The 13,222-nt window shown below is 62.9% G+C and carries 12 protein-coding genes and 1 pseudogene; 5 read left to right on the forward strand and 8 right to left on the reverse strand.

The genetic code is table 11. The features are described 5' to 3' along the window. Positions 1-3: 3 nt before the first annotated feature. Positions 4-196 (forward strand): annotated as a pseudogene (locus KZ686_RS11555) (HAD hydrolase family protein); the annotation flags it as partial. Positions 197-729: 533 nt separating this feature from the next. Here the strand turns inward: KZ686_RS11555 and KZ686_RS11560 are convergent. Beyond that, positions 730-888 (reverse strand): hypothetical protein, encoded by a 159-nt coding sequence (locus KZ686_RS11560; protein WP_265632432.1) that lies wholly within the window; start codon positions 886-888, stop codon positions 730-732. 695 nt (positions 889-1,583) lie between these two features. On the opposite strand from KZ686_RS11560, the gene KZ686_RS11565 reads away from it, so the two are divergent. Next, a complete protein-coding gene (locus tag KZ686_RS11565) occupies positions 1,584-2,429 on the forward strand; it encodes a formate/nitrite transporter family protein (protein WP_265632433.1) in 846 nt (281 codons plus the stop codon). Next, a complete protein-coding gene (gene fdhF, locus KZ686_RS11570; protein WP_265632434.1) occupies positions 2,423-5,215 on the forward strand; it encodes a formate dehydrogenase subunit alpha in 2,793 nt (930 codons plus the stop codon). Before KZ686_RS11565 ends, fdhF begins: the two co-directional genes overlap by 7 nt. Positions 5,216-5,364: 149 nt before the next feature. Here fdhF and KZ686_RS11575 read toward each other — a convergent pair whose 3' ends face one another. The 5 genes from KZ686_RS11575 to KZ686_RS11595 all read right to left on the reverse strand — a co-directional run bounded on the left by KZ686_RS11575 (position 5,365) and on the right by KZ686_RS11595 (position 9,588). Continuing rightward, the gene (locus tag KZ686_RS11575; protein ID WP_265632435.1) at positions 5,365-5,787 is read right to left on the reverse strand and encodes a DUF6691 family protein; all 423 of its coding nucleotides are present in this window, start codon (positions 5,785-5,787) and stop codon (positions 5,365-5,367) included. A 9-nt stretch (positions 5,788-5,796) separates the two neighbouring features. Continuing rightward, positions 5,797-6,108 (reverse strand): YeeE/YedE family protein, encoded by a 312-nt coding sequence (locus tag KZ686_RS11580; RefSeq protein ID WP_265632436.1) that lies wholly within the window; start codon positions 6,106-6,108, stop codon positions 5,797-5,799. Between the two features lie 23 nt (positions 6,109-6,131). Next, positions 6,132-6,635, reverse strand: a complete 504-nt coding sequence (locus KZ686_RS11585; protein WP_265633472.1) for a universal stress protein — start codon at positions 6,633-6,635, stop codon at positions 6,132-6,134. Positions 6,636-7,594: 959 nt separating this feature from the next. Continuing rightward, positions 7,595-8,242, reverse strand: coding sequence for a response regulator (locus tag KZ686_RS11590; protein WP_265632437.1), 648 nt, complete (start codon positions 8,240-8,242; stop codon positions 7,595-7,597). Next, positions 8,239-9,588, reverse strand: a complete 1,350-nt coding sequence (locus KZ686_RS11595; protein ID WP_265632438.1) for a PAS domain-containing sensor histidine kinase — start codon at positions 9,586-9,588, stop codon at positions 8,239-8,241. Before KZ686_RS11595 ends, KZ686_RS11590 begins: the two co-directional genes overlap by 4 nt. A gap of 279 nt (positions 9,589-9,867) precedes the next feature. Between KZ686_RS11595 and KZ686_RS11600 the strand changes: the two genes are divergently transcribed. Both KZ686_RS11600 and KZ686_RS11605 read left to right on the forward strand, forming a co-directional pair. Continuing rightward, positions 9,868-10,314, forward strand: coding sequence for a hypothetical protein (locus KZ686_RS11600; protein ID WP_265632439.1), 447 nt, complete (start codon positions 9,868-9,870; stop codon positions 10,312-10,314). 81 nt (positions 10,315-10,395) lie between these two features. Continuing rightward, entirely contained in the window at positions 10,396-11,181 is a 786-nt protein-coding gene (locus KZ686_RS11605) for a helix-turn-helix domain-containing protein (protein WP_407648546.1), read from the forward strand. A gap of 54 nt (positions 11,182-11,235) precedes the next feature. Here KZ686_RS11605 and KZ686_RS11610 read toward each other — a convergent pair whose 3' ends face one another. Both KZ686_RS11610 and KZ686_RS11615 read right to left on the reverse strand, forming a co-directional pair. After that, a complete protein-coding gene (locus KZ686_RS11610; protein WP_265632441.1) occupies positions 11,236-11,766 on the reverse strand; it encodes a flavodoxin family protein in 531 nt (176 codons plus the stop codon). Positions 11,767-11,812: 46 nt separating this feature from the next. Next, positions 11,813-13,171: an MBL fold metallo-hydrolase RNA specificity domain-containing protein gene (locus tag KZ686_RS11615; RefSeq protein WP_265632442.1), complete on the reverse strand. Its 1,359-nt coding sequence runs from the start codon at positions 13,169-13,171 to the stop codon at positions 11,813-11,815. Between the last annotated feature and the right edge of the window lie 51 nt (positions 13,172-13,222).

The following is a 13,222-nucleotide window of genomic DNA, read 5'->3' on the forward strand; positions in this document are numbered from 1 at the left end:
GACCGCGTGGTTGCCATGGCCGGCGACGGTGTCAACGACGCGCCGGCGCTTGCGGCGGCCGATGTCGGTATTGCGATGGGCACTGGCACCGACGTGGCGATGGAGAGCGCGGGGGTGACCTTGCTCAAGGGCGACCTCATGGGCATCGTGCGGGCGCGTGCTTTCGCACGCCACCATGCGCAACATCCGGCAGAACCGGACATGGGAGTGGCCAGGTCAAGCGCCCAGGGGCACGCAATGATCACACGGCCACCCCCGTGATCAATGCGCATAGGACAACGCTGGGCTGGGTCCCCACACCAGCCATGCGCCGCAGGTGAGCAGCGCTATCCCAATGACGACGGGAACGAGGGCCAGCAGCGCCTTGTGAACATGTTCGGGTTGCGGCGCTTCAGGGACGCCCAGGCCCGCTCGAAGAGCGGCCAGCCGACCCAAAGGATCACCGGTGTTGCGAAGAGCATCTGACTCGAGTTCAACGTCCGTGCTGTGACCACTTGACCGATGTCGAAAAGATGAGCCCCCATCTCGAGCCCCAAAACGGGCAGCGTGAGCGGCGACGAGCGAAAGACGAAACACCTCGGCAAGATGGAATGGTGGCGCGGCACATCGCCAAAAGGAGCAATGTGCAAGAGCCATCTCGTCGATGGCCCCGCGCAGGCTAGACCGGCGGGAGCCGTCAGCAAGGACAGTTGCGGGTCGTGAGCCGACTTCCCCTTGGCTGCTCCCGTTCTACTTGCGGGGCATGCCGGCCTCGCGGTCCACCACCATTTGCATCAGCTGTTCCATCATGGCCATGCGCCGCTCCATCTGTCGATGCATGTCCATCATGCCGGCCATCCCTTCCATCCCCTGCATGGTGCCAGGGGCCGCGGGCTGTGGCAGCAGCATCCCCTTGCCACCTTGACCGCCGGGGCTGCCCATGCCGCGCAACCATCGCCATGCCGGACTGCATTAGCTTCATATGCTCGTCCATCAAGGCCGCACGCTCGGCCTGCGTCTTGGCCGATTGCATGCGACGGTGCATGTCCTGCATGGCCTTCATCTGCCTGTCGAACCCGTCTGGGACCACGGGTGCCACCGACGCCGGAGCCGCTGCCGCCGTGGGCGCGGCGGGTGGATGGTGGGCGGACTGACCCTCCCCGTCCTTGGGAGTATGGACCAAGGCACATCCGGCCGCTGTCAGTACGGCAAGGGTAGAAACAATCCTTCGTAGAGACATGGTGCTGTCCTGATGAACGACAGTCACAGCATCTGGTGTTTTTCACTGGCCGGCACTCCTTGACCCGGGTCACCGGCTGCTGCTCCCCGAGGCGCGTACCAGCAGCACCAAGCATCGACCTTCCTATGAAAGGAACGCCAATCCCGATTGAACGCCTGACTCTATCGGCCTCCGGTGGCGTCGGCTTACCCCGGCCGGATCACCATTGACGGCAATGGCACGGGCCGGGAACGGAACGTTTGCCCGATTGTAGGCATGGCCCGGAACTGTCCCTTGCGCCAGATCAAGTGATGGTCGGTCCGGCCTCCTACAGTAGCAGGCAGATGGGAGCCATCCGAATCGTCGCCTACCAGGAGGTGCCGCCGTGACGCCGATACCTGTTTCCGGCCTGGACGCTTACACGCCCCAACAGGTCGCCGACCGGGTCAATGCATTCTGCGTTGCCAAGTCCCGCATGCCACTGCTGACGCTTGCGATGCTCGGCATGCTTGCGGGCGCGTTCGTCGGGCTCGGAGCGCTGATGTTCGCGCTGGTCAGCAGCGATGCCTCGCTGGGTTTCGCGGTCAGCCGTCTATTGGGCGGGCTCGCGTTCTCGCTCGGCCTGATCTTAGTGACGGTGGCGGGCGCCGAGCTATTCACTGGCAATAACCTGCTTGCCATGGCCTGGGCCAGTGGTTGCGTTAGCACGCGCGACGTGCTGCGCAACTGGATCGTCGTGTGCGTAGCTAATTTCCTCGGGGCACTCGGACTCGCCTTGCTGGTCTGGCTCTCCGGCTACGCCGCGATGAACGGTGGCGCCGTAGGTAGCACAGTCGTCGCCGTTGCGATGACCAAGGCAGGCATTCCCGCCATCGAGGCCTTCTTCCGCGGCATCCTGTGCAACGTGCTGGTGTGCATGGCGGTGTGGATGGGGCTGGCGGGACGCAGCGTGGTGGACAAAGCTGTGGCCATCATCTTCCCGATTACCGCCTTCGTGGCTGCCGGCTTTGAGCATTCCGTCGCCAATATGTACTACTTTCCCATGGCGATGCTGCTGGGAGCGCCTCTCGGTTGGGATGAGGTCGCACGCAACCTGAGCCTGGTTATCGCCGGCAACCTCGTGGGCGGCAGCGTGCTCGTGGCACTCGTCTATTACACGATCTACCTCCGACCGGCCGCACGGAGAGCAAACGCCGTCGCTACCGCGCTGGCGAAGGAGCCGGGATGCTGAGCCTGACGATCAATGGCAAGGCGGTATCCGCGCCGCGCGGACAAACCGTGCTCGAGGCTGCGCGCGCTCACGGCATCGAGATTCCGACGCTTTGCCATCACCCTGATCTCTCGCCCGTCGGCTCTTGCCGCCTTTGCGTGGTGGAGATTGTGGGCGGCGCCCCCTTCGCGGCCGCCTGCACGCTGCCCGTCCAGGCGGACATGGTGGTGCGGACTTCCACGCCGGCCATAGTGCAGGCGCGTCGGGCGGTACTGGAGATGCTGCTCATGCGCTATGACGACGAGGCACAGCCCGAGACAGACTCGGAGTTCATGCGGTGGGTGCGGCAATACGGCGTGCGTCGGCCCGCGGTACCACAAACTCCGGCCAGATTCGCGGCCGATACGGATCCCCACCCCTTTATCCGCGTGGACCTCAACAAGTGCATCCTGTGCACTCGCTGCGTGCGCGCCTGTGCCGAGGTACAGGGGCGTTTCGTCTGGGGCGTGGCCGGACGGGGGGAAGCCGCCCACATCGTGGCTGGGCTCGACACCACCATGTTGGAAGCCCGCTGCGAGTCATGCGGCGCTTGCGCGGCGGTCTGTCCCTCCGGAGCGCTGGCCGACAGAAATGCGCTGCAACAACAAAGCCACGATCGAAAGGTCGCAACGATCTGCCCCTATTGCGGCGTGGGCTGTGGCATGGACCTCCACGTACGGGAAGAGAAGATCGTTCGCGTGAGTTCCAATGTGCGGGCACCGGTCAACGGTATTCACCTGTGTGTGAAGGGCCGCTATGGTCATGACTTCGTGCACCATGGCGGGCGATTGCGGGAGCCGCAAGTGAGACGTTATCTGTTGGACGGCGGCATTCGGGCTCCGAATGCGCCGCGTGGGGAGTGGACTGCCGTCGACTGGGACACCGCGCTCGACATCGTCGCACGGCGCTTCGCCATCGTCCGCGCGGAAGCTGGTGCGGACGGCCTGGGCGTCCTGGCCTCGGCCAAGTGCACCAACGAAGAAAACTACCTTCTGCAGAAGCTCGCGCGCCAGGTGCTGGGCACCCACAACGTCGACCATTGCGCGCGCCTGTGCCACGCGTCCACGGTCGCGGGCCTATCCATGGCGTACGGTTCCGGCGCCATGAGCAATACCATGAAGGATGTTGCTGAAGATGCGGCCGCGGTCTTCGTGATCGGCTCGAACCCGACCGAGCAGCATCCGGTGTTCGGTACCATGCTGCGTCAAGCCGTACGCCGGCGCGGTATTCCGCTCGTGGTCGCCGACCCCCGCGCCATTGACCTGACGGAGTTCGCGGCCTTGCACCTGCGCCATCGTCCCGGCACGAACGTGGCGCTTCTCAACGGGTTGATGCAGATCATGCTGACCGAAGGCTGGCATGACCGAGCGTTCATTGCGCAACGCACGGAAGGTTTCGAATCGTGGTGCAGCAGCTTGGTCGCCTATACACCCGAGCGCGTGGCGCAGATCACCGGGGTAAGTGAAGCCGAGCTGTTCCGCGCAGCATCCTTGCTGGCCCATGCCAAGCCCATGGCGGTCATCTGGGCCATGGGCATCACCCAACATACCAATGGCGTCCTCAACGTGCTGGCGCTGGCGAACCTGCAAATGCTGTTGGGAAACGTGGGCGTACGCGGCGGTGGAGTCAATCCGCTACGCGGTCAGAACAATGTGCAAGGCGCGTGCGACATGGGGGCGCTGCCCAACGTATTCCCCGGATATCACAGTGTCGCGGATGCCGCTGCGCGGGAGCTATTCGCCAGCGCTTGGGCAACGACACCCGCCCAGCGCTCACTGTTCGCAGAGGTGCCGGGGCTCACCGTGACGGAAATGATCGGTGCAGCCGGCCAGCGCGCTCTGCGTGTGCTGTACATCGTTGGTGAGAATCCGGCCGCGACCGATCCCGACCTTAACCAGGTCAAAGCTCATCTGCAGTCTGCCGAGTTCGTGGTGCTCCAGGAATTGTTCGCGTCGAACACAGCCGACTTTGCCGACGTGCTGCTGCCCGGCGCCGCATGGGCTGAGAAATGCGGGACTTTCACCAACACCGAGCGACGGGTACAGCCGGTGCGGAAAGCCGTAAATGCGCCGGGCCATGCGAGGCCCGACTGGGACATCGTGTGCGAGTTGGCTCGGCGGACGCTTGCACTGCAGGGACGGTCCGCCACCGGACCGCACGCTGGCTGGGACTATGCCAGTCCCGATGACATCCTGATTGAGATTGGTCGGCTGTGTCCGTCCTACGCCGGGATTACGCCGGAGCGGCTGTCACGGGGTGAATCGCTGCACTGGCCCGTGCTCAACGCAAACCATCCGGGGACGCCGATCCTGCATGTAGAACACTTCAGCCGCGGCAAGGGGAAGTTCCACCTTGCCGACCACCTGCCATCCCATGAACTGCCGGACAACGAGTACCCGTTGCTGCTTACCACCGGCCGCGTCCTGCCACACTGGCACGCGGGCGAGATGACGCGCCGCGTGCCGGGCCTGCTGGCGCTGTGCTCTCTGCCGCTGGTCGAGATTAGTCCCGAGGACGCCGCCCGAGTCCATATAGCGGACCACGATGCGCTGCATCTGGCTTCGCGCCGCGGCGAGGTGTGGGCCATTGCACAGGTGACAGACCGGGTGCCACCGGGTGTGGTCTTCGGCAATTTCCATTTTCCCGGCGAAGCCAACGTCAACTATCTCACGCAGGCGGCACTGGATCCCGTCGCCAAGATTCCCGAGCTCAAGGTATGCGCGGTTCGGGTGAGCCGGGCGCAGTCGTTTCCGCCTGGTCCGTTGTAAGTCGAAGTCGTCGACGCGGACGCGTGCCGCAAATCGAATAGCCTACGACGATGTTGCCGAGTGACTTGCACAGTGTAGCGGTCGCTCCTCCGAAACCATCCAGTTCCACCGTATATTGGATACCCTGGCTGTCCTTCGCCAGCACGCATTCAGCTACGCCTCCTTCCCCGCTCCAAAAGCCCGAATAGCCCCATTCCGACGAGCATGGCGACCACGAATACCACCGCCTTGTAGTCTCGCATGCCCAAGGTGACCAGGGCCGGTCCCGGGCAGAAACCTGCGAGGCCCCAGCCGATGCCAAACAGCAGGCTGCCTCCCACGAGACGTCGGTCGACGACGGTGGCCGTCGGTATTCGCATTGGCAGTCCGAGCAGCGAGGCGCCGCGCCGGCGAGCCACGGCGAAGGCGACAACGCCGACCAGGATGGCGCCGGCCATGACAAAAGCAAGCGATGGGTCCCAGTTGCCGGCCAGGTTCAGGAATGCCAGAACCTTGGCTGGATTCGCCATACCCGAAATAATCAGGCCGATGCAGAAAACCACGCGAGCCAGAAGTGCAAAGAGCGCAGGCATCTTTGCCTCTCAAGGATCAAGCAGATGGCGGGCGACGAAGACGGTAACGAATCCCGACGCCATGAAGGTGAGAGTGGCCACCAGCGAACGCGCCGAGAGGCGCGAGATGCCGCACATGAACGCCAAGCGCCAGGCGACATCGGCGCGCACCGGCGTGAGCAGTCCGCCAAGCACGCCGCTGATGCCGGCGATCCGGCCATTTAGCAGAACGAACATGGAGGCGGCGATGCCGATGATCACGCCGCCTGCCAGCGAAGCCAACGGGGTGAAGGAATTCCAGTCGAGAAGACCCGGTCGGGCCTTGCCATTCCTCTGGGCCATCGGCGCCATTCCGGCGTACGCCCCTAGCGTGCGTCGTTCGAAGTTGATACCGTGGCTGGCTCCGATTTGTCAGCACGCTGAGCCGGATGACGAACCAGCAGGACCGGACGCGTCGAGCGATGGACCACCCCCTGCGCCACGCTGCCCATCAACAATCGCTGCGCCCCCCTTCGACCATGCGTGCCCATCACGATCAGATCCGCATTCCACTCTTGCGCCTCGAGCTCGATCGTCGCCGCCACCCTTCCGGGCGCCACCGAGGTTTTTCGCAGCTTCGTACAATGCTCTACACCGGCCCCCGCCAGCGACGCCGCAGCGTCCTTCAAAACCTCTTCTCCGTAAGTCAGCAACGCCTCGGTGACGCCGCCGGGATCGTATGGGCCTATGCCGTAGTAGATATCGGTACTGTCGACAACATACAAGGCCTGGACTATCGCGCCGCAGCTCTGCGCAAGACGGGCGGCCTGCATTACTGCCAATCGGGACAATTCGCTGCCATCCACCGCTACCAGAATTCGTTTGTACATGATCATGCCCCTCCGCCACTTGTAATTGCGCGTGAGACAAGCATATGAGCGGGCACCGTCCAGCTATTGATTTGCATCAAGCTCCCTGGCTTCTCCTGCCGCTATTGTCTGACCGGACCTTGCAGCGCCAATGCTGCCGGAGCCGGCCGCCTGTGTCCGTGGCAGCCACACGACCCCAAGGAGACATCCATGCAGACAACCCTTGTACCGCAGCGACTTCGAACCCGTGGCAGCACTGGACCATCGAACCGTCGCGTGTACGACCATGAGGATATGTGCCGAGTGGAAACGCTCCAGGCGGCAGGGGAGCGTTTGCGAATCGTCATTGATCGCCCTTCCCTGCCGAGAGCGCTCGTCGTGATGCTGTACGCAGGCAAAGCCTCATCGCGCATCGCATCGGCAAACTACTTCTGCCGCAAGCTCTGGAAACGGGGCTACGCAACTGCCTTGATCGACATTGCCCCTCGTCGTCACCGGCACTCGGCCGACACTTTCCACAGACATACGGATCTCGTGCACCGCGTCGCCCGTGTCGCGGAATGGCTTGAGTCCGAGGCGCCGTGCGGTCCGATACCTCTGGTATGTGTAGCAGCAGGCGAGCTGGCGTCAGAGGCGACGATGGCGGTGGCCGGTCATGCTACGTTCTGCGCCTTGGTGACCCTGCGCGGTCCGCGAGACCTGGCCAGGAGCCCGAATCAGGATGCCTGCCCTATTCCTGCGTTCGCTATTGTCGGAGGCAACAGCTCGGACACCACCGCGCCAAACCGTGGCGACGGGTCGGCTGACTGTCAGTGCAGCCGGTCGTCGCTGGTGCGAACCCTGGGGGGAACCTTTGACCAGCCGGCTGAACTGTCCCAAGCTGTCTCACTCTGCACCGACTGGCTTGAGACTACTATCCCACGCCAAGCGCCGTCGTCTCGGTAACCGCCGAGTAACGGGCCCTCGTTACCGCACAGGCTTCACAGCGTGGCATCGTCGCCAAACAAGCCATGTCGAATTGCATACCGAACCAACGCCGCCTCGTTTGGCGAGCCGAGCTTCTCCATCAGGCGCATCTTGTACGTGCTGATCGTCTTCGCACTGACACACAGGCCGGCGGCGATCGCCGAGACCGTTTCTCCCAGAACCAGTCTTCGGAACACCTCCATCTCGCGATCCGATAGAGAGAGATGGGGCAATTGCTCCGTCCCGCCCTGAAGCCCGGTGGCAAGCTTTTCACCGATCGCCTGGCTGACGTAGGTGCCACCGGATGCGACCTTGCCGGTTGCGGCGACCAATTCCGTGGCGGCGCTTTCCTTGGTGAGATAGCCAGACGCGCCGGCTCGGAAAGCCCTGCGCACGTACTCTTCCTCGGCATGCATCGTCAGCACCAGTATCCGCAGCCCAGGAAACTCCGTCCGAATCTGCTTGATCAGCTCCAGCCCACTGCGCCCTGGCATGGACAGATCGAGCACAATCACATCACTGCGGTGTTGCCGCAGCTGGCTGCACACCTGCGTCCCATCTTCGGCTTCCGCCACGACCTCGAAACCACCGGCGCGTTCAAGAATGTGCCGGACGCCGTCTCGTACGACGGCATGGTCGTCCGCAATGAAGACCTTGATCATTCTTTTCCCCCGCTCGGGATCACGTCCGGTTGCGGGAAACGAACTGCCAATCGAAAGCCGCCGCCCGGCCGATATTCCATTGTTGCAGCGCCACCCAGCAGGCGCGCGCGCTCTCGCACGCCTAGGAGCCCCATCGATCTTCCTTCGGCAGATGGCGCCGTGCGGCCGTCCCAGCCGATACCGTTGTCCTGCACCACCAACTCATATTGCCCGTCGATGAGCTCAAAGCGGATCTCGACATCCGATGCGCGCGAATGCCGTACCACGTTGTTCAGCGCTTCCTGGACAATGCGGAAGACGGCGACCGCCGCCTGCTCCGCAAGATCGATATCTTCACTGGCGGTCACTGAGACCGAAATGCCGTAGCGCTGAGCCGTGTTCTTGCCCAGCCAACTCAGCGCCGCGGCCGGACCGAGCTCGTCGAGCAGCGCTGGGCGCAAGTCTGAGGCGATCCGCCGTACCGAAGCCACCGTCTCGTCGATGACTTGATGCATGGCGCCGACCTGCCTCAATGCCGCCTGCGGGGCACCGCCCTCCTCCAGATCGGCGCCCAGCATGGCCAGGTCCATCTTCAATGCGCTCAACCTCTGGCCGAGGTCATCATGCAGCTCGCGTGCAATGCGCCGCTTCTCCTCTTCACGTGCGGTCAGCACACTGTCGGACAGCTGCTGCAATTCCTCCCGGGACTGACGCAAAGCCTGTTCGGCTCTGACACGCTCGGTGATATCGCGCAGCATCACCGTGTAAAGCTTGCCGGCGCGGTCGACCGTCTGCGAGATCGAAGCCTCGATGGGAAATTCGGTGCCATCGCTGCGCAGCGCATAGAGGGCACGTTGTCGCCCCATCTGTCGTTCGGAAACGCCAGTGATACCGAAACGACGGACGTGTTCCTCATGTGCATCGCGGTACCGCGGCGGAATGAAATCGCCAAGGGGACGGCCGATGGCATTGCTCGCGTTGCAACGAAACAGCGATTCCGCCATCGGGTTGAACAGGACAATACGCTGATCACTGTCGACGGTAATAATGGCTTCCATCGACGATCGAATGATGCCGGCGAGCCGCTCTTCGCTCTCCCGGATGCGAGCCAGATTCGCGGTGGACACGTCCCGCATGCGGCGAAGTCGCACCCAGTAAACCGCCAATACCGCGCCTGCAAGTAAACCGAAGACGGGAACAAGCGGCATGATAATTCGCGATCCGTTGGCGGCAAGCACAAGCGAGAACGCCGCCGCAACGGTCAGGGCGACTGCCAGCCCCCCTACCCATTCCGAGCGGTCTGCATGGCGTGCGATCGAATGCTGACTGGGTCGAGGGGAAGCACCGGAAGACTGTTCGCCGCGCATATCTACCCCATCTGTTGTCGTCTAGCCGGGCTCCCGATCGTGGCAACCGGCTGGCCACTGCCGTCTTCTGCCGGCCACACCGCCTGAAGGCGTCGCTTCGTGAATCTTAGTCCAATCGCGCCGAACTGGGCACAAACGCAGGCCCAGAGAGGCGACCTCGTCCACCGGAATGGCGGAAGTCCCCTGTCAGCATTTCCTGACAAGTCCGGACGTCGTGCTGACGTCAATCTCAGCCAACCCTGCTTTCTACCGCTTAAGGGGCCTTCCATACTTAAGCTCATGAACACGGCCCCGCTTCCACGTCCGCTGACCATCTACCTGGTCCATGAAGGCCAATGGGTCGCAGCACGCCTGCTTAGATTGTTCCGGCGTATCCCCAACGTCGCTTGCATCGGCGTCGGCCGCTATTCGTCCCGGACGATTGCGGCCGTCGAAGCGGTGCAGCCGGACATCGTTGTCCTGGACATCGGCGCGGGCCACCGCGATGCCTTGCATCGGCTGCAAAGCCTCCGTGAAGCAGCACGGACGGCCATCGTACTGTTACTGGCGCATGGCTGTGCATGGCAGAGCCGGCAACGGTACTTGGAGGCCGGCGCAGATTACTGCTTGGACATGACGCTGCAGTTCGCGGAGTTGATGAATTGCCTGCAACGGCTGGGAAAAACCAGCCGCTCGGATGACGAGGTGCGTCAAACACCTTTGATAGCGACACCGCCCATTGCATAGCGTCCGCTGCGGCACCGAAGCAAGTAGATCGAGAATTGCGACTATCCACCCAAGGAGATTCACGTGTTCAATGCGATAGCAATGAGGGAATCGACGACCGACATCCCGCGGCATCCGGAATTGCCCATACGTGATGACCGCTCTTCTGGGTCGATGACTACCGCACTGGCCGGCGAACGCGCGATGGCCCAGTGCACGCACTGTCCGCAGAGGCATCACGCTTGTGTCGCCTCATGCGTCGACGATCATTCGCTACCGAGGTTGACCACCGTCGTGCAGACCTGGCGAAGCGTCCGCCGGGGCGAATACCTCTTTCGGGCCGGAGACGCCTTCCAGAACGTTTATGCCGTCCGGTCCGGATCTTTCAAGACAGTCGTGATGCAATGGAACGGCCGTGATCACGTCACGGGGTTTCATCATGCGGGAGAGACCATTGGCCTGGACGGAATCTGTACCAACCATCATCCGTCCGACGCCGTCGCGCTGGAAGACAGCACGGTGTGCGTCATTCCTTTCCATGCCCTGGAGGCATTGTGTCGGGAAGTCAGGTCCCTGCAACAATATGTTCATCGGCTCTTCAGCGCGGAAATCGTGCGGGAATCCGGCATGATGGTAATGCTGGCGGACATGAGCGCGGAGCAGCGGCTAGCCTCGTTCCTGCTCAACTTTGCTTCGCGTATGCAATCCCATGGGTACTCCGGTACCGACTTGCGGCTGCGCATGACGCGGGCGGAGATCGGCAGCTATCTTGGCATGACGCTCGAAACGGTGAGCCGGACATTCTCGCGCTTGCAGCAAGACCGCCTGATCTCCGTCAAGGGAAAGCAGGTGACACTGACTGACAAGGACCGCCTTGATCGCCTGTAGATTGCCTGTAGAATTTTGTGCGACACTACGGCGGCACGTCGCTACTTCGGTCGATCATGCTTCGCGCGGCGAAAGCCATGCTGGCCGGTTAGGAGCGCCCTGACCTCGCTGCTCGGTGTTCCAGTCGGCCACGAAGCCTTCCAGCGCCCCGGCTGCCGCTCCGCTCTGCACGTCGCGCTGCCGTAAGGTCAACATGGGACGCGGAGCGCGTCCGACTATGCGCCCAATCTCCTCGCCGGCACTCAGGCCGCCCCGCGAGGCCATCACGATAACAGCCGATACGCCATTGGCCAGCGTCCCACGGTCGCACAGGAAGGCTCGCATCGGCGCAGCAAGCCGGCCAAGCCAAACCGGAGCCATGACGACCAGATGTTCGGTGCCGGCAAAGCCCGGCCCCTGATAGCCGTAGGCCGGACGCCGTCGCAGCACGACATCGAGCACGCACCTCAGGTCGCCGACCCAGCCGGCACGGCTCGACTCGTCGACCACCTCGGCAAGCGGCCACCCGGTCAACGCAGCAAGCTGTTGGGCCGCCTGGCGAGTGGTGCCAGTACGGGAGTAGTAGACAATCAGGACTTCTTCCATGGCTGCTCTCCTTCAATGATGGCCGCCCTTCGCCGCGCGATGCGTCCTATCCCAGGTCATACGATTCCCGATACTCCGGCATCGTCACGTGCCACCGCAACCGCCGCTCGATTTGCTGACGCAAGGCATCGGCAGCCGGCGGTTCGCCGTGGACGATAAACGTGTTTCGCGGTGGCGCGGCGAATGTTCCCAGCCATCCCATCAACTCTTCTGCGTCGGCGTGCGCGGACAGGTTCTCGATCTCGATGACTTCGGCTTCAATCGCCACCTCGCGGCCGTGAATCCGCAGCGAGCGTGCGCCTTCAGCCAAAGCAGCGCCTCTTGTGCCGGCAGCTTGAAAGCCACACAACAGGATCGAATTGCGCGCGTCGCCTCCGAAGTGCTCGATATGGTGCACCACGCGCCCGCCGGTCGCCATGCCGCTGCCCGCGATGATGATCTTCGGCGCCCGACTCTTGTTCAGCGCGATCGACTCATCGGTGCTCTTCAAGAGGATCGGCAGCTCGCACGCAGAAGCGATCTGATCTCTGTTTAGCCGAAGATCCTCGGGATGCAATGCGAATATCTTGGTCGCATTGATGGCCAACGGGCTATTCAGGTACACCGGCACGGATGGCAATCGGCCCTGATCACGCAGCCACTTCAAGCAATACAAAATCGTCTGCGTGCGTCCGACCGCGAACGCGGGGACGATAACCGTGCCGCCACGTTCGACCGTCCGCGTGACAGCCGCTCCGAACGTGTCGCGAGGATCGTCCGGGGGATGTGCCCGGTTCCCGTACGTCGATTCGACGAGGAGGACATCGGCATGTTCGATCGGTTCAGGCGGTCGCATCACCAGATCCTGCTGTCTGCCAAGGTCCCCCGAGAAGACGATTCGACGACCGTTGACATGGAGCGTGACGACAGCCGAGCCGATGATATGGCCGGCGCGTGATAACTCGACATCGATGTCATCGGTCACGCGGCGCCGTTGATGAAAGGAGACCAATTCGAGCCGGCGAAGCGCCCGCGCGACATCGGCTGTCTGATACAACGGCAACGCCGGTTGGTGCCGCGAGAAGTGCTTGCGATTTGCATAAGCGGCGTCCTCCTCGGCCAGATGTGCACTGTCCGGCCACAGGATGCCGCACAATTGCGCCGTCCCAGCGGTGCAGTAGACGCGCCCCCGAAAGCCGTTCTTGACCAGTAGCGGCACGTAGCCGCTGTGGTCCAGATGCGCGTGCGTCAGTACAACGGCGTCGAGGCTCGACGGCTCCACCGGCAACCGGTCCCAGTTACGCAGACGCAGCGCCTTGTAGCCTTGAAACAATCCGCAATCGACCATCACGCGCGACCGTCCTGTATCGAGTACGAATCGCGACCCGGTGACCGTATCCGTCGCTCCCAAGAATTGCAAACGCATGTCCTGAATCCTCTGTGCCCGCCCCTCTGAGAAGCGGGTTGCAATCGATCT

Source organism: Cupriavidus cauae (assembly GCF_026210475.1).
Classification (GTDB): Bacteria; Pseudomonadota; Gammaproteobacteria; order Burkholderiales; family Burkholderiaceae; genus Cupriavidus; species Cupriavidus cauae.

Bases quoted from the DNA above. Each gene is read 5' to 3' on its own strand.
- KZ686_RS11560 (WP_265632432.1), bottom strand. From the start codon at position 888: ATGCTGCTGCCACAGCCCGCGGCCCCTGGCACCATGCAGGGGATGGAA.
- fdhF (WP_265632434.1), top strand. From the start codon at position 2,423: ATGCTGAGCCTGACGATCAATGGCAAGGCGGTATCCGCGCCGCGCGGA.
- KZ686_RS11575 (WP_265632435.1), bottom strand. From the start codon at position 5,787: ATGCCTGCGCTCTTTGCACTTCTGGCTCGCGTGGTTTTCTGCATCGGC.
- KZ686_RS11580 (WP_265632436.1), bottom strand. From the start codon at position 6,108: ATGGCCCAGAGGAATGGCAAGGCCCGACCGGGTCTTCTCGACTGGAAT.
- KZ686_RS11585 (WP_265633472.1), bottom strand. From the start codon at position 6,635: ATGTACAAACGAATTCTGGTAGCGGTGGATGGCAGCGAATTGTCCCGA.
- KZ686_RS11590 (WP_265632437.1), bottom strand. From the start codon at position 8,242: ATGATCAAGGTCTTCATTGCGGACGACCATGCCGTCGTACGAGACGGC.
- KZ686_RS11595 (WP_265632438.1), bottom strand. From the start codon at position 9,588: ATGCGCGGCGAACAGTCTTCCGGTGCTTCCCCTCGACCCAGTCAGCAT.
- KZ686_RS11600 (WP_265632439.1), top strand. From the start codon at position 9,868: ATGAACACGGCCCCGCTTCCACGTCCGCTGACCATCTACCTGGTCCAT.
- KZ686_RS11605 (WP_407648546.1), top strand. From the start codon at position 10,396: ATGAGGGAATCGACGACCGACATCCCGCGGCATCCGGAATTGCCCATA.
- KZ686_RS11610 (WP_265632441.1), bottom strand. From the start codon at position 11,766: ATGGAAGAAGTCCTGATTGTCTACTACTCCCGTACTGGCACCACTCGC.
- KZ686_RS11615 (WP_265632442.1), bottom strand. From the start codon at position 13,171: ATGCGTTTGCAATTCTTGGGAGCGACGGATACGGTCACCGGGTCGCGA.